At 45.6% G+C, this 21,600-nt stretch carries 23 protein-coding genes; 9 read left to right on the top strand and 14 right to left on the bottom strand.

The features are described 5' to 3' along the window. Window positions 1-32: 32 nt before the first annotated feature. On the bottom strand, window positions 33-2,477 hold the full coding sequence (gene fadE, locus FKN16_RS17060; RefSeq protein ID WP_170903178.1) for an acyl-CoA dehydrogenase FadE: 2,445 nt from the start codon (window positions 2,475-2,477) through the stop codon (window positions 33-35). A 376-nt stretch (window positions 2,478-2,853) separates the two neighbouring features. On the opposite strand from fadE, the gene lpcA reads away from it, so the two are divergent. Together lpcA and FKN16_RS17050 are read left to right on the top strand one after the other, a co-directional pair. Beyond that, complete coding sequence (gene lpcA, locus FKN16_RS17055; protein WP_005380392.1) at window positions 2,854-3,429, top strand: D-sedoheptulose 7-phosphate isomerase; 576 nt, start codon at window positions 2,854-2,856, stop codon at window positions 3,427-3,429. Between the two features lie 51 nt (window positions 3,430-3,480). Further along, complete coding sequence (locus FKN16_RS17050) at window positions 3,481-4,326, top strand: class II glutamine amidotransferase (RefSeq protein WP_006741678.1); 846 nt, start codon at window positions 3,481-3,483, stop codon at window positions 4,324-4,326. Between the two features lie 426 nt (window positions 4,327-4,752). Here FKN16_RS17050 and purN read toward each other — a convergent pair whose 3' ends face one another. Further along, window positions 4,753-5,409 carry a phosphoribosylglycinamide formyltransferase gene (purN, locus tag FKN16_RS17045; RefSeq protein WP_170903176.1) on the bottom strand — a complete coding sequence of 219 codons (657 nt, stop codon included), beginning with the start codon at window positions 5,407-5,409 and terminating at the stop codon, window positions 4,753-4,755. 151 nt (window positions 5,410-5,560) lie between these two features. After that, a complete protein-coding gene (gene purM, locus FKN16_RS17040) occupies window positions 5,561-6,601 on the bottom strand; it encodes a phosphoribosylformylglycinamidine cyclo-ligase (RefSeq protein ID WP_046875517.1) in 1,041 nt (346 codons plus the stop codon). A 179-nt stretch (window positions 6,602-6,780) separates the two neighbouring features. Here purM and upp point away from each other — a divergent pair, with 179 nt between their 5' ends. After that, window positions 6,781-7,407, top strand: a complete 627-nt coding sequence (gene upp / locus FKN16_RS17035) for a uracil phosphoribosyltransferase (RefSeq protein WP_041852906.1) — start codon at window positions 6,781-6,783, stop codon at window positions 7,405-7,407. 121 nt (window positions 7,408-7,528) lie between these two features. Here upp and FKN16_RS17030 read toward each other — a convergent pair whose 3' ends face one another. Then, complete coding sequence (locus tag FKN16_RS17030; RefSeq protein ID WP_053809782.1) at window positions 7,529-8,782, bottom strand: uracil-xanthine permease family protein; 1,254 nt, start codon at window positions 8,780-8,782, stop codon at window positions 7,529-7,531. A 365-nt stretch (window positions 8,783-9,147) separates the two neighbouring features. Here FKN16_RS17030 and FKN16_RS17025 point away from each other — a divergent pair, with 365 nt between their 5' ends. Next, window positions 9,148-10,356, top strand: coding sequence for a DUF2066 domain-containing protein (locus FKN16_RS17025; protein WP_170903174.1), 1,209 nt, complete (start codon window positions 9,148-9,150; stop codon window positions 10,354-10,356). Window positions 10,357-10,496: 140 nt separating this feature from the next. Here the strand turns inward: FKN16_RS17025 and FKN16_RS17020 are convergent, their stop codons facing one another. Genes FKN16_RS17020 through FKN16_RS17005 form a run of 4 tightly spaced genes read right to left on the bottom strand, consistent with a single transcriptional unit; the run spans window position 10,497 to window position 13,348 of the window. Then, entirely contained in the window at window positions 10,497-10,937 is a 441-nt protein-coding gene (locus tag FKN16_RS17020) for a DUF2069 domain-containing protein (RefSeq protein ID WP_012841511.1), read from the bottom strand. Window positions 10,938-10,959: 22 nt separating this feature from the next. Then, complete coding sequence (gene wrbA, locus FKN16_RS17015; RefSeq protein WP_012841512.1) at window positions 10,960-11,529, bottom strand: NAD(P)H:quinone oxidoreductase; 570 nt, start codon at window positions 11,527-11,529, stop codon at window positions 10,960-10,962. Further along, on the bottom strand, window positions 11,530-11,880 hold the full coding sequence (gene arsC, locus FKN16_RS17010) for an arsenate reductase (glutaredoxin) (RefSeq protein ID WP_005380410.1): 351 nt from the start codon (window positions 11,878-11,880) through the stop codon (window positions 11,530-11,532). A 16-nt stretch (window positions 11,881-11,896) separates the two neighbouring features. Next, window positions 11,897-13,348 (bottom strand): M48 family metallopeptidase, encoded by a 1,452-nt coding sequence (locus FKN16_RS17005; RefSeq protein ID WP_046875521.1) that lies wholly within the window; start codon window positions 13,346-13,348, stop codon window positions 11,897-11,899. Between the two features lie 257 nt (window positions 13,349-13,605). On the opposite strand from FKN16_RS17005, the gene FKN16_RS17000 reads away from it, so the two are divergent. Together FKN16_RS17000 and FKN16_RS16995 are read left to right on the top strand one after the other, a co-directional pair. Next, window positions 13,606-13,842: a sulfurtransferase TusA family protein gene (locus FKN16_RS17000; protein WP_046875522.1), complete on the top strand. Its 237-nt coding sequence runs from the start codon at window positions 13,606-13,608 to the stop codon at window positions 13,840-13,842. A gap of 1 nt (window position 13,843) precedes the next feature. Then, window positions 13,844-14,917, top strand: a complete 1,074-nt coding sequence (locus FKN16_RS16995) for an AI-2E family transporter (RefSeq protein ID WP_006741685.1) — start codon at window positions 13,844-13,846, stop codon at window positions 14,915-14,917. Window positions 14,918-14,994: 77 nt separating this feature from the next. Here FKN16_RS16995 and bcp read toward each other — a convergent pair whose 3' ends face one another. Both bcp and FKN16_RS16985 read right to left on the bottom strand, forming a co-directional pair. Continuing rightward, window positions 14,995-15,465, bottom strand: a complete 471-nt coding sequence (bcp, locus tag FKN16_RS16990) for a thioredoxin-dependent thiol peroxidase (RefSeq protein ID WP_005380418.1) — start codon at window positions 15,463-15,465, stop codon at window positions 14,995-14,997. A 16-nt stretch (window positions 15,466-15,481) separates the two neighbouring features. Then, window positions 15,482-16,024 carry a glycine cleavage system protein R gene (locus FKN16_RS16985; protein ID WP_012841515.1) on the bottom strand — a complete coding sequence of 181 codons (543 nt, stop codon included), beginning with the start codon at window positions 16,022-16,024 and terminating at the stop codon, window positions 15,482-15,484. Window positions 16,025-16,501: 477 nt separating this feature from the next. Here FKN16_RS16985 and dapA point away from each other — a divergent pair, with 477 nt between their 5' ends. Both dapA and bamC read left to right on the top strand, forming a co-directional pair. Continuing rightward, window positions 16,502-17,380, top strand: a complete 879-nt coding sequence (gene dapA / locus FKN16_RS16980; RefSeq protein WP_054867202.1) for a 4-hydroxy-tetrahydrodipicolinate synthase — start codon at window positions 16,502-16,504, stop codon at window positions 17,378-17,380. An 80-nt stretch (window positions 17,381-17,460) separates the two neighbouring features. Next, window positions 17,461-18,480 carry an outer membrane protein assembly factor BamC gene (bamC, locus tag FKN16_RS16975; RefSeq protein WP_006741687.1) on the top strand — a complete coding sequence of 340 codons (1,020 nt, stop codon included), beginning with the start codon at window positions 17,461-17,463 and terminating at the stop codon, window positions 18,478-18,480. A gap of 106 nt (window positions 18,481-18,586) precedes the next feature. Here bamC and FKN16_RS16970 read toward each other — a convergent pair whose 3' ends face one another. Genes FKN16_RS16970 through FKN16_RS16955 form a run of 4 tightly spaced genes read right to left on the bottom strand, consistent with a single transcriptional unit; the run spans window position 18,587 to window position 21,005 of the window. Then, a complete protein-coding gene (locus tag FKN16_RS16970; RefSeq protein WP_012841517.1) occupies window positions 18,587-18,790 on the bottom strand; it encodes a DUF2897 family protein in 204 nt (67 codons plus the stop codon). Then, window positions 18,787-19,485 (bottom strand): M15 family metallopeptidase, encoded by a 699-nt coding sequence (locus tag FKN16_RS16965; RefSeq protein ID WP_170903172.1) that lies wholly within the window; start codon window positions 19,483-19,485, stop codon window positions 18,787-18,789. The genes FKN16_RS16970 and FKN16_RS16965 overlap by 4 nt, the downstream gene beginning before the upstream one ends. 14 nt (window positions 19,486-19,499) lie before the next feature. After that, window positions 19,500-20,636, bottom strand: a complete 1,137-nt coding sequence (dapE, locus tag FKN16_RS16960; RefSeq protein ID WP_170903170.1) for a succinyl-diaminopimelate desuccinylase — start codon at window positions 20,634-20,636, stop codon at window positions 19,500-19,502. A gap of 18 nt (window positions 20,637-20,654) precedes the next feature. After that, window positions 20,655-21,005, bottom strand: coding sequence for an ArsC family reductase (locus tag FKN16_RS16955; RefSeq protein ID WP_047008853.1), 351 nt, complete (start codon window positions 21,003-21,005; stop codon window positions 20,655-20,657). A gap of 292 nt (window positions 21,006-21,297) precedes the next feature. Here FKN16_RS16955 and FKN16_RS16950 point away from each other — a divergent pair, with 292 nt between their 5' ends. Further along, a complete protein-coding gene (locus FKN16_RS16950) occupies window positions 21,298-21,585 on the top strand; it encodes a helix-turn-helix domain-containing protein (RefSeq protein WP_005380433.1) in 288 nt (95 codons plus the stop codon). Window positions 21,586-21,600: the final 15 nt, after the last annotated feature.

Here is a 21,600-nt window from a genome sequence, read left to right as displayed (position 1 = left end):
TCACTCCCGTTGTATGGTTTCAGATTAGAGAGTTAAGCAACGCTATCCATCTGAGGGTATAGCGGCTTTGCGGCTAGCAATTCCGGCTCAAAGTCATCAACGTTGATTGTATCCAGACGATGCTGTTCCGCTTCTCTTAGTAGGTCGGCTTCTTCTTGCGTGATAAAGCCTTGTTCTAGCCCTTCCTGAGCAATCATATCCAAACGTAGGAATGGACGACGTTTGCCTTGCGCTTTACATACTTTGTCGAACACTGGCTCAGCTTGAAGAATGACTGACAGGGCAAGCTCAATCTTACCTGCTGCGTTGTGCTCGGTTGGTTCAAGGTACTGACCGCGACCAATGCGTGAGCGCGTTGCACTAGGCGTTTGTAGAATGCGCGCCACTTTGCTGTCTAGTTTATCGCTTGGCGCTTTGCGTACACGACCGAATGGCATGATTAACACGCGCAGTGCACGACCAATCACTTTGTTCGGGAAGTTTGCTAAGAATTCGTCTACCGCCACTTCCGCTTGTTTCAAACTGTCTTGTAGACCCCAGTGTACTAATGGTAAATCTTCGACTGGGCGGCCATCTTGCTCAAAACGTTTCAACGCCGCAGAGCTTAAATATAGCTGGCTTAGAATGTCACCAAGACGCGCTGATAGACGCTCTTTACGCTTCAAAGAGCCACCTAGCACTGCCATTGAGATATCCGATAGCAGAGCAAGGTTTGCACTGTAACGGTTCAATTGTTGGTAGTAACGCTTGGTTGCGTCTTTGGTTGGTGATGAAGAACCTAAACCGTCGCTCAAACCAAACCAGATGCTGCGCACGAGGTTACTCATGGTAAAGCTCACGTGACCAGCAAGCGCTTTATCAAACTTCTCTACAGCATCACTGGCATCAGAGTACGCGGCGTTCATTTCTTCAAGAACGTATGGATGACAGCGAATCGCACCTTGACCAAAGATGATCATTGAGCGTGTTAAAATGTTTGCACCCTCAACCGTTACCGCGATTGGCGCACCTTGGTAACCACGCGCTAGGAAGTTAGAAGGTCCCATACAGATACCTTTACCGCCTACGATGTCCATTGCGTCGATGATGCTTTGCTGACCGCGATGAGTACAGTGGTACTTCACGATAGCTGAGATTACTGATGGCTTTTCACCTAAGTCGATACCTGCCACGGTTAAGTTGCTTGCTGCATCCATCACGTAAGCATTACCACCAAGACGTGCCAATGGCTCTTCTACGCCTTCCATGTGACCGATAGGTTGTTTGAACTGGCGACGAATGCGTGAGTAAGCACCTGTGGCCATTGCGGCAGTTTTGATGCCACCTGTTGAGTTTGAAGGTAGTGTGATACCACGTCCAACCGACAGACACTCAACCAGCATACGCCAACCTTGGCCCGCCATTTTTTCACCACCGATAATGAAATCGATAGGAACAAAGATGTCTTTACCGCGCGTTGGACCATTTTGGAATGGCACATTGAGCGGGAAGTGTCGGTTACCAATCTCAACACCTTTGACATCAGTTGGGATAAGCGCACAAGTGATGCCAAGATCTTCTTTGTCGCCTAGCAAACCTTCAGGATCGCGAAGTTTAAATGCTAAGCCTAGTACCGTTGCGACTGGCGCTAGGGTGATGTAGCGCTTGTTCCAAGTCAGGCGCATACCCAGTACTTCTTTTCCTTCCCATTCGCCTTTACAAACCACACCGTAATCTGGAATAGAGCCAGCGTCAGAGCCTGCTTCTGGACTCGTTAGGGCGAAACAAGGGATTTCCTTACCTTCAGCTAGGCGCGGTAAGTAATGATTTTTCTGATCTTCAGTACCGTAGTGTTGCAGTAGCTCACCAGGGCCCAAAGAGTTAGGAACACCAACGGTAGACGATAGAACGCCAGAAACACCCGTTAGTTTTTGTAGTACTAGTGATTGCGCGTATGCTGAGAACTCAAGACCACCGTACTTTTTCTTAATGATCATGGCGAAGAATTTGTGATCTTTCAGGTATTGCCATACTTCTGGCGGTAAGTCCGCGAGTTCGTGAGTCACTTGGAAATCGCTCACCATGGCACACACTTCATTCACTGGACCGTCTAAAAAGGCTTGTTCTTCTGCACTTAATTTAGGTGCTTGAATTGCGTGAAGCTTTTGCCACTCTGGTTTGCCTTTAAATAGCTCGGCTTCCCACCAGACGGTACCTGCGTCTAACGCTTCTTTTTCGGTTTGAGACATAGCTGGCAGCACTTTCTTGAAAAGCGCTAATGCTTTGCGGCTTACCAAAGACTGACGTACGCCAGGGACCGCGAATACAGCGGCAGCAAGAACGTAAATAGCCCAACCAGTAACGCCAACCGTGCCTATTACTGTGAGCGCTAACATAGCTGCTGTGAGTAAACTAATAGATTTCACGAGAGACATGCGGTGGTAGAGCGTAATGCCTAGCACGACCGTCATCGTGATGATTGAGAGCAAGATGTCCATATGTATTTTCCTTTTCAGACTTTATAAGTGTTGTACGTCTGTATGTTAGGTAAGAGGTCTAACCAGTTGGTTTAAGTGTAATCAAAATATTAAGGAAATGTAAAACATAAGATTGGATAAAAAGTGATCTAAGTAGAGTTAAAGTTCTAAAGTTGCGATTTGAGTGATGGTTTCATGAGCAAGTTGACAAGTTTATTACCATCACCAATCTAAATCTGTTGGTTCACTATCGACACTAATTCTCGTTTGTGGGTAAACTCAGAGTAATCAAACCCGAGTTCAGGTTTATGAAATGTCCGATACCAAATTGGTATCAGAACAATTTGCTCAGTGAATCTAGGACTGACTGAAGCCGAAATAATAAAGAGAACGTCTTATGTACCATGATCTGATTAGAAGTGAATTAAACGAAGCTGCTGAAGTGCTCAACAAATTTTTAAGCGATGACCATAACATTGCGCAAATCGAAGCAGCGGCGAAAATGATTGCTGACTCATTCAAGCAAGATGGTAAAGTACTGTCATGTGGTAACGGTGGTTCTCACTGTGATTCGATGCACTTTGCCGAAGAGTTAACAGGCCGTTACCGAGAAAACCGTCCTGGCTATGCTGGTATTGCTATTTCAGATCCAAGCCACCTTTCTTGCGTGAGTAATGACTTTGGTTATGACTTCGTGTTTTCCCGTTATGTAGAAGCGGTAGGCCGAAAAGGTGACGTACTGTTTGGTCTGTCGACTTCAGGTAACTCAGGTAACATCCTGAAAGCGATTGAAGCGGCGCAAGCGAAAGGCATGAAGACGATTGCGCTAACAGGCAAAGATGGCGGCAAAATGGCAGGGCTTGCCGATATTGAAATCCGCGTGCCACACTTTGGTTATGCGGACCGCATTCAGGAAATTCATATTAAGATTATTCATATCATCATTCAGTTGATTGAAAAAGAGATGGAATAGTCGTTTCACAGCCACCTTTTCGAGCTGTGTTGTTAGGGAGTTTTTTAAATCATGTGTGAATTGCTCGGTATGAGCGCTAATGTTCCGACGGATATTTGTTTCAGTTTTACCGGGCTCATGCAGCGTGGAGGTCGAACTGGCCCACACCGTGACGGATGGGGAATTACCTTCTACGAAGGGAAAGGTTTTCGAACTTTCAAAGATCCCAAGCCAAGTTGTGAGTCGCAAATTGCAGAGTTAGTGCAAAATTATCCTATCAAGAGTCGTGCTGTCGTTAGTCATATCCGACAGGCGAATCGTGGTGGTGTTAATTTAGAAAATACTCATCCCTTTACACGTGAGTTATGGGGTAGGTATTGGACGTTTGCGCACAACGGTCAGCTCTCAGGCTATCAAGACTTACATACGGGTCGACACCGACCTGTCGGCGAGACAGATAGCGAACTGGCATTTTGCTGGTTGTTGAAGCAAATGGAAGATCGATATCCTGAGCCGCCAAAGGATATGGAGTCGGTATTCTTATATGTTGCTAAATGTTGTGATGAGCTAAGAGAGAAGGGTGTATTTAACATGCTTCTGAGTGATGGTGAGTATGTAATGACGTATTGCACCAATCATTTGTATTGGATCACAAGACGCGCACCGTTTGGAAAAGCCGCTTTGCTTGATGAAGATGTGGAAATTAACTTCCAAGAAGAAACAACGCCACATGACATTGTGTCTGTGATCGCGACTCAACCTTTAACGGGCAATGAAGCTTGGCAGCGGATGAAGCCTGGCGAATACGGCTTGTTTCACCTAGGTGAACTTGTGAAAAACAATGCCTCTGAACTGGTGAATGTGCCGTTTGCAGCGGCGAAACCGGGCAATCAGGCGCCAACTGAGCCGTTAGAATAGCGGTTCATTCGGAACAACTCGTAAAGCTCGCTTAATCGCGAGCTTTATTTTTATGCGTTTAAACCGAGGGCGGATACTGGTGAACTCTCATACTTTCTAGCCTCCTAGCCTCCTAGCCTCCTAGCCTCCTAGCCTCCTAGCCTCCTAGCCTCCTAGCCTCCTAGTCTTGCTAAGGCTTGCCGGAAAGATGGAACTGATAGAAATTTCTCATAAAACACCACGTCATTCTGAACGGTGAGGAACGAACCAGATTCAGAATCTACTTTCCGAGTGTCGTGTTACTCAAGTGGTTATGGGATTTTTTAGAATGTTGGGTTTTAGGTTTCTAGTCTCACTACGGCTTTCTTGAATCAAGTTTATATGTTTCAAAATAACAAAAGGCAGCTCTCAGGCTGCTCTTTTGTGTTTGGAGTTTGGTGTTCAGGACTACTCATCGGAGGCGTAGCCGTGTGTGCCAAGCTCTGCGCCATCTAAATAGGCTTTACCATCCTTCATGATTAAGCGCTCATCTACTAACCACTTAGCCACCATAGGGTAGATTCGGTGTTCCTGAGCCTGAACACGCGCTGCAAGTACACTAGCATTATCGTCTTCGAATACCGGAACTTTTGCTTGCAGTATGACAGGGCCACCATCAAGCTCTTCAGTTACAAAGTGCACACTCGTACCATGTTCTTTGTCGCCAGCATCTATTGCTCTCTGGTGTGTGTGTAGCCCAGGATATTTTGGTAGAAGAGAAGGGTGGATATTGATCATCTTACCCATGTAATGAGAAACAAACTCGCTGCTCAGAATACGCATGTAGCCCGCCAGAATAATCACGTCTGGTTGGTATTCATCGATTTGACTCATTAGCTCTGCATCAAAGCTTTCACGCGAGTCGAATGCTTTAGGGTCGACAAAGTGACCGTCTACATCAAATTTTTTTGCACGTTCTAAACCAAAAGCATCTGCTTTGTTAGAGAACACGGCTGCCACTCGTGCGTTTGGCATGCTGTTTTCGCAAGCTTCCAAGATAGCTTGCAGGTTACTTCCGTTACCCGAGATGAGGACCACAATGTTTTTTAGGGTATGGTTTTTCATGATGTCGAGAGTGCCTTGGTATTGTAGGTTAGAGTTATGTAGCTTCTAAACTACCTACTAATAGAATGGTTTTTATTGTTCTAGATAGCAAAATGAGGACCTAGTCATCTAGTGTCCTCATTCTTTTTATCTTGTGAGCTCGATTTGCAAATTATTGGATTTCAACTTGCTCTTCATTCGCTTCAGCTTGCGCGATTTGACCAATCACCCATGCGTTTTCACCTTCTTCTTGAAGAAGAGCAACCGCGGCTTCCGCTTGGTCTTTAGGTAGTGCAACGATTAGACCCACACCACAGTTGAACGTACGGTACATTTCGTGTGTGTCGACGTTGCCTTTCTCTTGTAGCCACTTGAAGATCACTGGCCATTCCCAGCTGCTACCATCGATAACTGCTTTTGTACCTTCAGGCAGCACACGTGGGATGTTTTCCCAAAAACCACCACCAGTGATATGAGAAATCGCATGGATGTCGTGTTTCTCAATCATCTTAAGTGCTGATTTGATGTAAATCTTAGTTGGTTCTAGTAGGTGCTCACCGATAGTGCGACCTGCTAGTTCTTCGTTCTTATCTGCACCTGATACTTCTAGGATTTTACGGATAAGGGAGTAACCGTTTGAGTGTGGGCCGCTTGAGCCAACAGCGATAAGTGCATCACCAGCAGCGACTTTCGTGCCGTCGATCACGTCTTCTTTTTCGACTACGCCAACACAGAAACCAGCTACGTCGTAGTCTTCGCCTTCATACATGCCAGGCATCTCCGCAGTTTCGCCACCAATTAGGGCACAACCTGCTTGAATACAGCCTTCCGCGATACCTGAAACAACATCCGCAGCGGTATCAACGTCTAGCTTGCCAGTTGCGTAATAATCTAGGAAGAACAGTGGCTCTGCGCCTTGCACGATAAGATCATTTACACACATCGCAACAAGGTCGATGCCGATAGTGTCGTGCTTGTTCATATCCAGTGCTAGGCGAAGCTTAGTACCTACGCCATCAGTACCAGAAACCAGTACAGGTTGTTTGTATTTGGTTGGCAATTCGCATAGCGCGCCAAAACCACCGATACCACCCATAACTTCAGGGCGACGAGTACGTTTTACCGCACCCTTAATACGATCCACAAGCGCGTTGCCTGCATCAATATCTACACCAGCGTCTTTATAGCTAAGAGAAGAGTTGTTACCACTCACAGGGAAGTCCTCGGTATTAAGTTGGATATGAAAACGGCGCTATTCTAACAGTGCTTAAACATAGATAGCAAACGTTTGCGTCTGTTTTTTTCTTTAGTGATTTATCCTGATATCCCTGTAAAAATCATGTATAATCTGAAGGTTTGTTTAAATATTGCCAACTATAGCCGGAGATGGACATGAAAGTTGTTGAAGTAAAGCACCCTCTAGTAAAACATAAAATTGGTCTAATGAGAGAAGGTGACATCAGCACAAAACGTTTTCGTGAGTTAGCGACTGAGGTCGGTAGCCTACTTACTTACGAAGCAACGTCAGACTTTGAAACAGAAAAAGTGACCATTGATGGTTGGAACGGTCCGGTAGAAGTAGACCAAATTAAAGGTAAAAAAGTAACCGTAGTACCAATCCTACGTGCAGGTCTAGGCATGATGGACGGTGTTCTTGAGCACATGCCAAGCGCACGTATCAGTGTTGTTGGTATTTACCGTGATGAAGAAACACTTGAGCCAGTTCCTTACTTCAACAAGCTTGCTTCTAACATCGATGAGCGTATTGCGCTTGTTGTTGACCCAATGCTTGCAACGGGTGGTTCTATGATTGCTACGATTGATCTTCTAAAAGAGAAAGGTTGTAACCAAATCAAAGTGTTGGTACTTGTTGCTGCACCAGAAGGTATTGAAGCGCTAGAAAAAGCACACCCAGATGTGGAGCTATACACTGCGGCAATCGATGAGAAGCTAAATGACAAAGGCTACATCGTACCGGGTCTAGGTGATGCAGGTGATAAGATCTTCGGTACTAAGTAATTCTTTAATGTATTACTACGACTGAACAGAAAAAACAAAGGCTTGGTGAAAACCAAGCCTTTTTTATATCTATAATACGAGAAGAATAAAATGCGCCACTCAGTAAAGCAGCGCAGACGCACTATTTCGCGTTCTCTTCTTCCATTTGTGCGTTATCTACAACGTGGTTTTCACCTAAATCGTTTGGTAGCACAAGGTTAAGAATAATTGCCACGATACCGCATAGGCTCACACCTTGTAGGCTGAACTCACCAATACCGAAAGCCATACCGCCAATACCAAATACAAGTGTTACGGCAACGATCACTAGGTTACGAGACTTATGTAAATCAACGTTATTCTTGATCAGTGTGTTGAGGCCTACTGTGGCGATAGAGCCGAACAACAGAATCATGATACCGCCCATGACAGGTACTGGAATCGTTTGAAGAACCGCGCCTAGCTTACCTACCAATGCAAGTACGATTGCAGTGATCGCAGCCCAAGTCATGATCACAGGGTTAAATGCTTTGGTTAGCATTACCGCTCCTGTAACTTCACTGTAAGTGGTGTTTGGTGGAGCACCCACCATCGAGGCTGCGATAGTTGCCACCCCGTCACCTGCGATTGTGCGATGAAGGCCAGGTTTTTTCAGGTAGTTTTTACCTGTAACGTTTGAGATAGCAAGCATGTCACCTACGTGCTCTACCGCAGGTGCGATAGCGACAGGAATCATGAACAAGATTGCGTTTATGTTGAACTCTGGCGCGGTGAAGTTTGGCATAGCTAGCCAAGCCGCTTGTGCTACTGGAGTGAAATCAACCACCCCGTAGAATAGAGAAACAGAGTAACCTGCAAGAATACCACCGACAATTGGAACGAGCTTCAAAAAGCCTTTTGCAAACACGCTTAGTACAATGGTTGTGAGCAGTGAGACCGCCGAGATGATGATCGCAGCATCACCATTAACAAGCTGTGCAGCACCATCACCGGTTTTACCTACCGCCATGTTCACTGCTGTTGGAGCAAGGCCAAGACCAATCACCATGATCACAGGGCCAACGACAACAGGCGGGAGAATTTTATGGATAAATCCAACACCACGCACTTTGATCATCGCCCCTAGAGCCACATAAACCAGGCCCGCTGCCATTAAGCCGCCCATCGTTGCGCCGATACCCCAAGTTTGGATACCGAACATAATAGGAGCAATAAACGCAAAAGAAGAGGCAAGGAAGATGGGAACAGAACGTTTAGTCATTAATTGGAAGAGGAGAGTACCGACACCGGCACCAAAGAGGGCGACATTTGGATCAAGGCCAGTTAGCAGCGGCACAAGCACCAAAGCACCAAAAGCGACAAAGAGCATTTGAGCGCCTTGTAACGCGTTTTTCATAATAATTCCCTATTTTCAAGATACGCAGACAAATCCGGCGAATACTATCATCCTGCAATCGTTTGCAACGTTGCATGGATCAAACTTTCGATTGAATCTTTCCCATAAATAGCGTTTTTGAGAGTTAGTTGCTTGCAAATTGGCCTCTTTTACGAGTCTTGCGTGACGATGAAAAACGAACTGTCTAACTTGTTGAGATAGCTGGATAAGCAATGAGTTTATTATGAAAAACAACACTAGAGTGCTCATTGAGACCCGAGTTAACAAAGCTGGTCATAATACAGACAATTTACTCAGTACTTGCCTTGCTCAAGATTTGATAGTTGCTTATTATTCGGGTTCTTGTTCAGAGGATTATAAAAACTATGCGCTATTTAGCTCTCTTACTGATAGGTTGGTTGTCCCTACCAGTATATGCATTAACTCAGGTGGATATCTATCGTGCCGAAGTGGTTATCGACAGTGAGCAGAACGACGGTGAGTCTCTGGCTCGTCAACAAGGTATGCAGGATGTGATTGTTCGAGCGACCGGTTCTCAATCCTCTTTAAGCAATCCAGTGATAAAAAAGGCACTTGGTTCAAGTGCGCGTTACATTTCCCAACTGAGCTATGGGCAGGTTGATGGAAAAGCGAGCTTAAAAATGTTGTTTAACAGCGACCAAATCAGCTCGCTTTTAACACAAGCTCAATTGCCATCTTGGTCGCCAAATCGTGCCAATATTTTGGTTTGGATGGTGGAAGAACAGGGATACGATCGTAATATTGCTTGGGAGCATTCCGACTCTTCAAACGCTGTAGCACTTCGCAGTGCTGCGAAATCGAGAGGCTTGCCGATCACGATCCCGGTTGGTGATTTTGATGATGTAACTGGTGTTAATGTTTCTGATCTTTGGGGCGGCTTTATTGAGCCAATTGGCCAAGCGAGCCAGCGCTACCCAGCGGATGCCGTTTTAGTTGTGCGCGCTCAAGGTGAACAAATTCGCTGGACGTTATACGATCAATCACCAATGAGAATTGTTGAAGCACAGCGCTCTCCGCGTAACGGTTCCGCATCAGGCGCCAATGCCATTGCTGAGATGGTTGATGGCATCGCTGACTACTACGCGAGTAAGAGCGCAGTGGTAGTATCTGGAAAATCTTCAAAAGCGTTGGCGGTGAAAGTCCTTAATGTAACGTCTGCCACGGACTTCTTCCGTTTAGAGAATGCGTTAAAACAACTTAATTCGGTTGCGGGTACGGAAATTAAGCGTGTCCAAGGTGATGAGCTGACGCTCAACATCCATCTTTTGGCATCTCAACAAGCTTTTGAGAAAGAAGCTTCTTCTATTTCTCAATTAATGGTTTTTGAAGATCCTTTGGGTGAAGTTGATGCCCCAGCTTTAACTCAAGAAGCAGAGCCAATTGCTCCGATGAATGAAGCTAAAGATACAGCTATGGTAGAAAAAGTGCAGTCTGAAGTGCCTGCGGATATCGCGGCGGAAGCAAAGGACGAAACGCACCCAACTCAGCCGATGATTGTGGAGCCTGCCCGAGAACAGTATGACTTGATCTACGAGTGGCGCTCGGCATCGTAATTGCGTTGATAGCGTTCCAGGCGTCAAGCGCAAGGATCAAACACCAATGTGGTAAGCGTAAAAAAGAGTCGCAATAGCGACTCTTTTTGTTTTCTAAATTCGTATTCGAACCAATGCTCAGTGATTGATTGCGATTGGCGTTATTTATTGAATTTCGCTTTTTCTTCTTTTTCTACTTGAGAGAGGCGCTTCAACTTAAGACCTAGCTCTTTGCCTCTCGCTCTAGCAAACAAAATATTGCCAGCGAAACCGAGTGAAGTCAGGAGCAACTCTACTGCCGCAAGCCAACGTTCTCCACCATCCACATAAAGGATGGTCAGCGCATGCAAGAAATACAGCATAAGAACAAAGTTAGCCCAAGCATGAGTGTAAGGCTTACCAGCCAAAATACCAGGCAACGGAAGTAATAGCGGAATACACCAAGCAATAGCAAGTGTTGTGCTGCTAAGGTGAGGGTGAGGGGACAACGCAAGCTGCCAAATTGCGACCCAGGCTAATAAGGCTAAGTTGCCAAATAAAGCTAGGTAACGATAGGTTTTAGCCTGTGTACCGAGTGGTGTTTGGTCTAAAGAGTCAGACATCGATTAACTATCCTTGATTTTACTAACAGACTTTTAGTTTTAACGCTGCAGTTGCCAGCCTTTTGCCTAATTGTTGTGCCAGACGAATCTCTTCACTGCTGAGGGTTGCCTCATGGCCTACACTGCTGGCGCCATACGGAGTGCCTCCGGACTGCGTAGTGTGTAGCTCTGGTTCGGCATAAGGAATGCCCAAAACCATCATCCCGTGATGCAATAAAGGGGTCATCATGCTTTGTAACGTTGTTTCTTGACCACCATGCATCGAAGAGGAAGAGGTAAAGACACAAGCTGGCTTATCGATTAAGTCACCACTGACCCATAAAGATGTAGTCTGATCCCAGAAGTGCTTTAAAGGCGCAGCCATGTTGCCAAACCAGACGGGACTGCCAAACGCTAGACCGTCGCACGTTTTCAGTTCCTCTAGAGTAACAATTGGATCAGAAGGGGAGTGTGAGTGAGGTGACAATTCTTCAACTGTACGCAAAATTGCTTGGCATTGAGGAGTCGATTCGACTCCTCTTGCTATCTGTCTTGCCAGTTGTTTTGTCGAGCCGTGACGGCTGAAATACAAAATAAGGATCTGGCAATCCATTTATAGAATATCCAACACTTGCTCTGGTGGTCGACCAATTTTCGCTTTGCCGTTGGCAACTACCACCGGACGCTCAAATAATTTTGGATTTTTCGCCATTGCTTCGAACAATTGCTCATCGCTAACAGAGTCTTCGCCTAGGCCAAGTTCTTTGTATTCGCTTTCTTTGGTGCGCATCATTTCACGTACAGATGAAAAGCCAAGTTGTGCGTACAGCGCTTTTAGCTCATCTACGTTAAGTGGTGTGTCTAGGTATTTGACGACTTCCGGTGTAACACCATTTTGCTCAAGCAGTTCAAGTGTTTGACGGCTCTTTGAGCAACGAGGGTTGTGATAAATCACGACTGACATGGTTTTCTCCATTTCGTTATTGTAATGCCATGAATCGATCTCTTTGGATCATGAGTTGGTCAATACGGGCATCGTATCGAGCTTGCTCTAAGCTGCCCAACTTGGCCATTTTACTTGCTTCACTATAATATTGAATCGCTTTATTCCAGTTTGCTCGCAACGCCAAAATTTCCGCTCGCGCAGCTAACTCTTCATCACTACGTCCTAGCGCGTGGTAGCTCTTCGATATTAGGTGCCAGCCATTTGTATCTTCAGGATAATCATGAGTGTATCGCTGAAGAACTCGCGTGGCTTGATCGTTTTTATTGTCCTCAAGTAGCGCATTGGCATAGTTAATGGTCAATACTTTATTTTGAGGGTTCCGAGATAACGCTTTACGGAGCATATCGGTTGCTTTTTCTGGCTGCTTCTTCTCGATATATAAATCCGTCATAGCATCCAGGTAGAACGGGTTACTTGGGTCCTGCTCCAGCAACTTTTTCAAAATAGGTTCCGCTTGAGACAAGCGTTTGCTGTCTAAATGTACGAGTGCTCGCCCATAGTCAAAAGCAGGTGTGATGTCCGCAGAGGCTTTCTTTTGAGTTCGCTCAAACCAGCCTAAAGCAGCTTGTCCATCAATGCCGGCGTACCGCGCCACAATGCGCGCACGCGCTAGGTGATAGTCTATTGAAGGCACAACTCGCATTGGTGGATAGGTCCTTGCTCGCGCACGGCTATCGGTAATTCGATCTTCAGGTAGTGGGTGAGTCAGTAGCATTGGCGGCGGTTTACTCGCATAACGATATTCATCTGCAAGACGGCCAAAAAAACGTGGCATTGCTTGAACATCAAAACCAGCTTTTGCCAGTGTTGAAATACCAAAGCGATCCGCTTCTTTTTCATTCGCGCGAGTGTAGTTGATTTGGCTTTGCATGTTACCTGCGGTTGCCGCCGTAATTGCAGCCATTCCCGCTTCTGGTGAGGCAATCGAAAGCAGTAATGCGCCAGCGAGTGCAGCTAATGTGGCCGGAGAGCGACGTGCTTGCTCTTCCATGCTGCGCGCAAGGTGGCGTTGTGTGACGTGCGCAATCTCGTGAGCAACAACAGAGGCTAACTCGCTTTCTGAACGTGCATGAAGAAACAACCCAGAGTGCAACGCTACGTAACCACCAAAAAACGCGAACGCGTTAATATTGCGGTCGCGAATCATAAAGAAGTGAAACGGCGTTTTTACATCGTTCGCATTGGCTACTAATCTGTGCCCGAGAGCGTCAATATACTCATTGATAACAGGATCATTAACGATAGGTTTACTGGCTCTGAGCATACGCATATAGGCGTCGCCGTAAATCAACTCTTGGTCTATTGAGAGCGTGCCACCAGCAGCCGTGCCAATGTCTGGCAAGTCAATGCTATTGGCATAAGTTGTCGGCGAACTGATTGCAGCTGCAAGACATAAGCAAACTAGCGAGCGAGTGCGTTTTAACATACGTTTAAAAGGTTCTCCAAAATACATAAGCATGTGGTTAGAGGCTGAGAACCTCTCAACAGCGTCACATGCGTTTTGGTTATCCGCGAGGATATAAGCTAGCAATAAGACCGGAAATAAATGAATTGGTTTCGTAAATTATTTTATATTCGAGTCATTTCAGCATGTGGTTAAATCATGTCAGAAGTGCTAGCACCAGCTCAAAAAGCCGTTACAATACAACCCTATCATAAGTGCAGAGCAATACAATGGAATCCATGTTACTTGATTTGCGTGAACAACGTTGCCCTATGGCACTGTTACTTGCAAAGCGTCACGCTGCTGAAGTCTTTCAAGGAGAAACGCAGCAGTATCATCAACTTGTTATTCAAGTGGTGGATAACAGCTCTAAACGAGACATTGTGAACTATCTCAGTGCCCAAGGGTACTCAGTTGATTGCCAATCTACATCAGAGCACTACACATTGACTGTATTCAATAAGGAATCCGCATAAGATGTTTGAAATGGTTAGTCGTTGGTATAAACGACGTTTCTCAGACCCTCATGCAGTAAGTCTCGTCGCGATCTTGCTGTTTGGTTTTATCACCATTTACTTCTTTGGGCATTTGATTGCGCCATTGCTTGTCGCGATCGTTTTGGCTTATTTACTTGAATGGCCAGTCGTAAAAATGTGCCGCATGGGCGTGCCGCGCACTTTGTCGGTCATCATCGTGATCTTAATGTTCGTCGGGTTGATGTTGATCGCTTTGTTTGGTTTGGTTCCGACGATTTGGACTCAGGTCGGTAATCTAATTAACGATATTCCAAACATGTACAACGGGTTACAAAAGTTTATTGTCACGCTACCAGAGCGTCATCCTGAGTTAGCAAACTTAGAAATTGTAGAAACCGTGGTGACAAATGCCAAAAACCAAGCGTTGGGACTTGGTGAGAGTGTAGTAAAAGGCTCACTTGCGTCATTAGTCAGTATTGCGACGCTAGCGGTATACCTGATTTTAGTGCCACTACTTATCTTCTTCTTACTGAAAGACAAAGAAGAGATGCTAAGAATCGCGAGTGGTGTTTTGCCGAAAAACCGTAAACTCGCGAATAAAGTTTGGCATGAAATGAACGAGCAGATCTCCAATTACATTCGCGGTAAAGTGCTCGAGATTTTAATCGTGGGTGGCGTGAGTTATGTGACTTTTGCCATTTTAGATCTTCGCTATTCGGCGCTGCTTGCCGTAGCTGTCGGTCTATCTGTGTTAATTCCTTATATCGGCGCGGCAGCTGTAACTGTGCCTGTCGCCATCGTTGGTCTGTTCCAATGGGGTCTTGCGCCTCCGTTTTATTGGTTGCTGCTTGCCTACGGTATTATCCAAGCGCTGGATGGTAATGTGTTGGTTCCTGTTCTGTTTTCTGAGGCGGTAAATCTACACCCAGTTGCCATCATTGTGGCAGTGTTAGTCTTCGGTGGCTTGTGGGGTTTTTGGGGCGTATTCTTCGCCATTCCGTTGGCGACACTAGTTAAAGCCGTATGGCATGCTTTACCAAGTACGGAAGAAAACGAACCAGTCGAACAAGAGTAGGCGTTACCAAAGTACAATGCTCAAAAGAAAGCCCAGCAGTTTGCTGGGCTTTTTGTTATTTGAAGAACGGATCGCGCTTATGCGTTTTCGTTGAGGTAATTTAATACGACTTCGTGGTGATCTTTGGTTTTGAACTTGTTGAACACGTGTTCGATCACGCCTTCTTCATTGATCAGGAAGCTAATGCGGTGAAGACCATCGTATACTTTACCCATGAATTTCTTTTCGCCCCAAACGCCAAATTGGTCTGCAACGGCATGATCTTCGTCTGAAAGCAGGGTGAAGTTTAAATCATCACGCTCGATGAATTTGCCTAGGCGTTTTACAGGGTCGATGCTTACGCCAAGTACCACCACGTTGTGTGCATCGAGTTCAGCTTTGATGTCACGAAGACCTTTTGCTTGTGTAGTACAACCCGGAGTCATCGCCTTAGGGTAAAAGTAGAAAAGTACTTTCTTGCCTTTAAAGTCTTCAAGAGAAACGGTATTTCCGTCTTGGTCGAGCAAAGAGAAGGCTGGCGCTGGCGAGCCTGCTGTCAGCGTATTCATGGTGATTTCCTTTACTTTATAGTGTGTTTTTAATGAAATTCAGAGAACCTTGTACGTTGAGCGACTGACAAAGTTCATCGAAATCTTCTTGTAATTGCATTAAGTTACAATCCGCACTTACTGATGCGGTAATCGCAATGTGGAATTGGTCCGCATCAAGTTGAATTTTCGACTTACTGATAGTTTGGGCGCTAAGAGAGTCCAAACCAATCTGTTGATCCGCGAAGAACTTAGTAAACTTTTCAGTCAGACCTGGGCGGTCTTCAGACTCAATAAACACTTCCATTGTGTAGCTGTTGTCGAGCAATTCGTGCGCCGACGTACGCTTCATAATCGTAATCAGGTCATGCTCTTGGCCAAGTAGAGGCAATTGCGTTTCTACTCGAGTCACGCTACTGGCGTTCCCAGTTAGGAGCATGATCAGCGTAAATTCACTTCCAAAGATAGCGATACGGCTATCGACTATGTTACAACCGGCTTGAGTAACGAGGTGTACGACTTGGTTACAAATGCCTGGACGGTCCGTTCCAACTGCTGTAAGTACCAGATGTTGCTTCATAAATGAGCTTCTTGTCCTTTCTTCAATAGAGAGATGTTAGCACAGATATTGCGGAGAAATATCGAGTCAGTTCTTTTTTTAGTTTACAAAAAAGCAGGTTGGCTCTTGAGGTGAACGATTGGAGGCAAGCAGTAAACGAGGGAGTTGAGGGAATAAAACGTTTGCATGATGTGCTTGCGTGTTGTTTGGTCTTTTTATTCACTCAGGTCTGACTTGGTGAGCACGACCAAAGAGTATATTTTCCTGGCTTGTGCACTTCAGTATTTTCCAAATCACTGATAGATTCTAAAGTCACTCGAAAGCCCAACACGATTATCAATATTGCCGCTAATCAAACCAAATAGAGCAATTAAGTTGCTAGACCTCTAACAACTGATAATTATTCATTCATTTGTACTTTGTAAGCGAGTTTACGCTCTTGTGTTTTTCAATCGCATTACAGTACCATGCAGAAAGAGTTAAATGAGGGAGATAAACATGTTTTCAGGAAGTATCGTAGCGCTGATTACGCCATTCAAAGCAGATGGCGAAGTAGACTTTGACAGTCTGCAAAAGCTAGTAGAGTACCACGTTGAAGCGGGTACAGACGGTATTGTGGCGGTAGGCACAACAGGTGAGTCAGCGACACTGACCATTGAAGAGCATGTAAAGGTCGTTAATAAAACTGTTGAGTTTGCCGACGGTCGCATCCCTGTGATTGCTGGCACGGGTGCAAATGCAACCCACGAGGCAGTAACATTTAGCAAATTACTGGCTGATTCTGGTATTGCTGGCTTCCTGAGTGTGACACCGTATTACAACAAACCAACTCAAGAAGGTTTGTTCTTGCACTACAAGGCAATTGCTGAAGCGAGTGATGTGCCTCTAATTTTATACAACGTACCAGGCCGTACTGCTGTTGATATGCAGCCAGAAACAGTGGCACGCTTGTCAAAGCTTGATAATATCGTGGCTTTAAAAGATGCAACGGGCGATTTGGACCGAATTGCAATTCACCGTGAACTTTGTGGCGAAGATTTTATCTTACTAAGTGGCGATGATGCGACGGGGCTCGATTTTGTGAAACTTGGCGGCAATGGTGTTATCTCGGTAACAAACAATATTGCAGCTAAAGACATGGCAGACATGTTCCATTTGGCAAGTGAAGGTAAGTATGAAGAAGCAGAAGCGATTAACCAACGCTTGATGACTCTACACAAAAACCTTTTCATTGAAGCAAGCCCTATCCCAGTAAAATGGGCAGCGCAAAAGCTTGGTTTGATTGAAGAAGGTGGTTTGCGTCTTCCTTTAACCACACTTTCTGAAAAATCGCAGCCGATCGTCGAACAGGCGTTAACCGATGCCCATATTTATTAAGATTGAGCTATTAAGATTGAGTTACTAGGATTGAAGTTCATACTGGGGGCCAAAGCGCCCTCGGTGTTTTAGGAGTATAGATGAAGCTTTCAAGCCAGTTAGTGTTAAGTTCATTAGCTGTATTCGTATTGACTGCCTGTTCAGGTGGTGCCAATCAACGTCGTCAAGCAAAAGATGACTTCGAGTATTTGAACTCCCCCAATTTGGGTGAGTGGAATGTCCCACAAGGCGCACAGCCACAGTTTTACCCGAACTATGAGATCCCTCAGGGTAACTACGCTGGTGGTGTAGGTAAAGATGTCGACATTCGTCCACCTCAACAAGTCCTAGAGCTTATTCCTGGTGCACGTCTGGACCGCAGTAGTGATGGTGAAGTGACCCTTTGGCTACTTCGTAAAGATGAACTAGACAAGGTTTGGCAAACGGTACAAAACATGGTCGCGGCCAACGAAATACCAGTTGAAAGCCAAACAGATTCTCGTATCGAGACAGGTTGGGTGACGTGGGATTCGCCAGACGAAGAGCTAGAAATTGGTAGCCGATATGAGATCGTACGTGCTGAAGCAAATGGTCGACACGGCTTTAAAGTGAGTCTTATTGACTGGCGTGAAGGCAATCAAGTGAAAGAAGTAACGGCGACCAACCGTGAGCGCTACAATGTGTTCATGACGAACTTGGTAACCGCTCGCTACGATCAAGAAGTACGTGAAGAAGCACAACGTAAAGCGCAAGAGTTGGTTAAACAGATCCCAATTACAATGGGTAAAGACCGCAGCGGGCTTCCTGTGATTGTCGCGCGTGCGCAATACAACATGCTTTGGCAACGTCTGCCTAATATTCTACCTAAGATGGGCTTTAAGATTGAAGAGCGTAGCCAGTCTCAGGGCACAATCACTGCGAAATATGCGTCTCCGGATGATGAATTCTGGAATGATATCGGCGTTAAACCAGTGGAGTTAGACGCTGGTAAGTACACATTCTTACTTGGTGATTTAGGCAACCGTACGTCTATCAATATTACGGATTCCTCTGGTAAGCCAGTAGAAGAAGAGTTTTTGAAATCACTAGCGCCTGTATTGGCTGCGACGGTGAAGCAGTAACCAAAGCGAACTTAACGCGATACGTTTACACAATAATTGAAAAGGGACCTAGTGGTCCCTTTTTTGATGCTTATATTCGGCGTGTCGGGATAAAGTAGGTGTTTAACTAACGAGGCTCGTCTTTGTTGCTCTCCTCGTCAGCGGAGCGCTGTTTATCCAACGTGTTCAGCTTATCTAAATCGTTCTTACGGCTTTTATCCATCTGACCAAACTTCATTTTTGCGGTGTATTTGAGTGCGGCAATGTTACCAATGACCACGCTCAACACTACAATGATAATGACCCAAGGATTGGTGAGTATTTCTATCATAGAGCCTCCGGCGGCGTGATATTGTGAATAAATTTGGCAACGACGTTATCCAAATTATTCAGTATGATGTCAATCCCTGCAATGTTGTCGGTCTGATTTTGCTGAATCAGCTGGTTTCTGAGCACATCAGGCGTCAATTGCGCGAGGCACTGTTGCCCGACAGTGCGGTGGCTGATGTGCCAAGGCTCAATCGAAACGCCACCTAAATCTTGCTGATAAGGGAAGAAGAAGCCGAATCGACCAAGGTTGGCTTTTAACCATTGGTAGAACGCTTGCTGGTGGCCTTCAAGGTACTCCCAAGGCTCCAGCTTGAGTTTGGTGTCAGTAGGCAATAAATTGCGCGCATAGACATCAAAATCGCAACCCCAATGATGACGACTTCCTCCAGGCAGTGCCGACCAGCGCAAAATGGCCATCAACTTCTCTTCGTCATTTAACTCTGCTTTGTTTAAAGGGCGGGAGTTGACGTCGAGAATTGGCAACTCACCAGAAAACTTCCCGTTCCAGATCGCTTTTTGGCGGTTGAAGTCACGAAAACCACTGGCGATTTCCATTTTAAAACCTGCTTCTGTTGCCGCTTCAATCATCTTTAGCAGATCGTCAGCCACTTCAGGGTGGAGTAGAAACGCTTTTTGACCCACTAAAGTGGATTCCAGATGAGAATCTGTGGTGCCGGTGAGTTGCTCTGGTGTCATGGTGCTCTCGCTGATTACTTCGCTAACAGGTGTTTCAACGTGTTCTCGTACATGTCAGTCAACTTTTCTAGATCGTCCACTTTCACGCATTCGTTCACTTTATGAATCGTAGCATTAACAGGGCCTAACTCTACGACTTGACCACCCATTCGAGCGATAAAGCGACCATCAGACGTACCGCCAGTTGTAAGTAGGGCTGGCTTCGTATCATTCACGTCGGCAACAGCAGCAACAACCGCATCTAGCAGCGCGCCTGTATCGGTCAGGAATGGGTCGCCGTTGAATGTCCATTTTAGATCGTAGTCCAGCTCATGCTTGTCCAATGCTTCGGTAACACGCTGAACAATTGCGTCATTGTTAAGCTCAGTACTAAAACGTAGGTTGAACTGAACATGGAACTCGCCAGGAATGACGTTAGACGCACCAGTGCCAGCCGATACGTTCGGGATCTGGAAGCTGGTTGGTGGGAAATAATCATTTCCTTTGTCCCACTCTGTTGTTGCGAGTTCATGAATCGCGAGTAGAGACTCGTGCACAGGGTTATTGGCTAGGTGAGGATAGGCCACGTGGCCTTGTGTTCCTTTTACCGTTAAATCGCCCGTGATAGAACCGCGACGTCCATTTTTCACCACATCGCCAACCACTTCGGTGCTGGATGGTTCACCGACGATACACATGTCGATATTTTCGCCACGTGCCATCAACGTTTCTACAACACGAACGGTACCATTGATAAATGGTCCTTCTTCATCCGACGTAATTAGAAAGCCGATTGAGCCTTTGTGGTCTGGGTTTTCTGCAATGAAGCGTTCGACAGCAACGACCATAGCAGCTAGTGACCCTTTCATGTCCGCTGCACCGCGACCGTGTAGGTAACCATCAATAATAGTTGGTTCAAACGGATGTGTATCCCAGTGCTCCAGTTTGCCAGCAGGTACCACATCGGTGTGGCCAGCGAACGCAAATAGTGGCGCTTCTGAACCACGGCGAGCCCAGAAGTTCGTGGTGTCTTCAAATACCATCACTTCAATTTCAAACCCGAGTGCTTTTAAGCGCTCGATCATCAAATCCTGACAACCTGCGTCTTCCGGCGTTACAGATTGTCTACTGATCAGATCTTTAGCAAGTGCCAATACTGGACTGTCTGTCATCCTTGAGTATTCCTTTATTTAAGAGTTGAAAATGGTAGCGTATTGATCAGCTTTAAAACCGATATGAAGTTGATCATTCACTTTTAAAATTGGGCGCTTGATCATCGCCGGATTTTCTACCAAAAGAGCGATCGCGTTTTCTTCGTTAAGCGTGTCTTTTTGTTCTTGTGTCAGTTGGCGGTAGGTCGTGCCACGTTTGTTGAGCACCTGTTCCCAACCTAAAGCGCGACAAAATTCGCTTACCATAGCTACATCAACGCCTTGCTTACGGTAGTCATGGAAGTCGTAAGCAATATCCTCAGCTTCTAACCATTTTTTGGCTTTTTTGATCGTATCGCAGTTGGGAATACCAAACATGGTAATCGACATAGTGTTTCCTTTTTTCTTTGTTCTATTTTTCACTGGTGCGGTTAAGACGCACTTAAGTGATTTGGGCTGCTATAGCATCCTATCAAGAAGCAATCAAACTGACAAAATGCGGTGGAAAATATTTTCAGATAGATTGAGATAACTGATGTTACGTAACTTATTTACGATGAATGCACTATAAATCGAATAAAAAATCGTCTAAATCAAATGGAAAAGTCGAGTTATTGATCAAACGCAACATCTCGCTGAGCAAAAACGAAATAATGAATCAGCACAATTTTAGGAGGTGTCAATGGAATTGAGTCCTGTTTTTGCAAGGCGGCTATATTTGGCCTTGTTGGTGGAAAACCTAGAAAGGCCGAATGTGCCAAAGTTGATCGAAAAAACGGGGTGGCCTCGTCGTACAATTCAAGATGTACTCAAGGCATTACCTGGGATCGGCATTGAACTCATATTCGTTCAAGATGGCCGACGTCATAATGACGGCTATTATCAACTTTCAGATTGGGGGCCTTTTGATAGCCAATGGGTTCTAGAGCGGGAGAGAGATATCGCTAGCAGTCTTGGATTTCGTGCATAAGCCAGCAATTGCTGG

This window comes from Vibrio sp. 11-4(1), assembly GCF_013048625.1.
In the GTDB taxonomy this organism is placed as follows: Bacteria; Pseudomonadota; Gammaproteobacteria; order Enterobacterales; family Vibrionaceae; genus Vibrio; species Vibrio diabolicus.
Note: the sequence above shows the minus strand (reverse complement) of the source record. Positions and strands in the feature narration are given on the sequence as shown.

Bases quoted from the DNA above. Each gene is read 5' to 3' on its own strand.
- FKN16_RS16955 (WP_047008853.1), bottom strand. From the start codon at position 21,005: ATGTCGATTACCATGTTTGGTATTCCCAACTGCGATACGATCAAAAAA.
- FKN16_RS17005 (WP_046875521.1), bottom strand. From the start codon at position 13,348: ATGTTAAAACGCACTCGCTCGCTAGTTTGCTTATGTCTTGCAGCTGCA.
- arsC (WP_005380410.1), bottom strand. From the start codon at position 11,880: ATGTCAGTCGTGATTTATCACAACCCTCGTTGCTCAAAGAGCCGTCAA.
- bamC (WP_006741687.1), top strand. From the start codon at position 17,461: ATGAAGCTTTCAAGCCAGTTAGTGTTAAGTTCATTAGCTGTATTCGTA.
- FKN16_RS17050 (WP_006741678.1), top strand. From the start codon at position 3,481: ATGTGTGAATTGCTCGGTATGAGCGCTAATGTTCCGACGGATATTTGT.
- FKN16_RS16985 (WP_012841515.1), bottom strand. From the start codon at position 16,024: ATGAAGCAACATCTGGTACTTACAGCAGTTGGAACGGACCGTCCAGGC.
- purN (WP_170903176.1), bottom strand. From the start codon at position 5,409: ATGAAAAACCATACCCTAAAAAACATTGTGGTCCTCATCTCGGGTAAC.
- fadE (WP_170903178.1), bottom strand. From the start codon at position 2,477: ATGGACATCTTGCTCTCAATCATCACGATGACGGTCGTGCTAGGCATT.
- dapA (WP_054867202.1), top strand. From the start codon at position 16,502: ATGTTTTCAGGAAGTATCGTAGCGCTGATTACGCCATTCAAAGCAGAT.
- lpcA (WP_005380392.1), top strand. From the start codon at position 2,854: ATGTACCATGATCTGATTAGAAGTGAATTAAACGAAGCTGCTGAAGTG.
- FKN16_RS17020 (WP_012841511.1), bottom strand. From the start codon at position 10,937: ATGTCTGACTCTTTAGACCAAACACCACTCGGTACACAGGCTAAAACC.
- FKN16_RS16970 (WP_012841517.1), bottom strand. From the start codon at position 18,790: ATGATAGAAATACTCACCAATCCTTGGGTCATTATCATTGTAGTGTTG.
- FKN16_RS17025 (WP_170903174.1), top strand. From the start codon at position 9,148: ATGCGCTATTTAGCTCTCTTACTGATAGGTTGGTTGTCCCTACCAGTA.
- FKN16_RS16950 (WP_005380433.1), top strand. From the start codon at position 21,298: ATGGAATTGAGTCCTGTTTTTGCAAGGCGGCTATATTTGGCCTTGTTG.
- FKN16_RS16965 (WP_170903172.1), bottom strand. From the start codon at position 19,485: ATGACACCAGAGCAACTCACCGGCACCACAGATTCTCATCTGGAATCC.
- bcp (WP_005380418.1), bottom strand. From the start codon at position 15,465: ATGAATACGCTGACAGCAGGCTCGCCAGCGCCAGCCTTCTCTTTGCTC.
- FKN16_RS17030 (WP_053809782.1), bottom strand. From the start codon at position 8,782: ATGAAAAACGCGTTACAAGGCGCTCAAATGCTCTTTGTCGCTTTTGGT.
- upp (WP_041852906.1), top strand. From the start codon at position 6,781: ATGAAAGTTGTTGAAGTAAAGCACCCTCTAGTAAAACATAAAATTGGT.
- wrbA (WP_012841512.1), bottom strand. From the start codon at position 11,529: ATGGATTGCCAGATCCTTATTTTGTATTTCAGCCGTCACGGCTCGACA.
- FKN16_RS17000 (WP_046875522.1), top strand. From the start codon at position 13,606: ATGTTACTTGATTTGCGTGAACAACGTTGCCCTATGGCACTGTTACTT.
- dapE (WP_170903170.1), bottom strand. From the start codon at position 20,636: ATGACAGACAGTCCAGTATTGGCACTTGCTAAAGATCTGATCAGTAGA.
- FKN16_RS16995 (WP_006741685.1), top strand. From the start codon at position 13,844: ATGTTTGAAATGGTTAGTCGTTGGTATAAACGACGTTTCTCAGACCCT.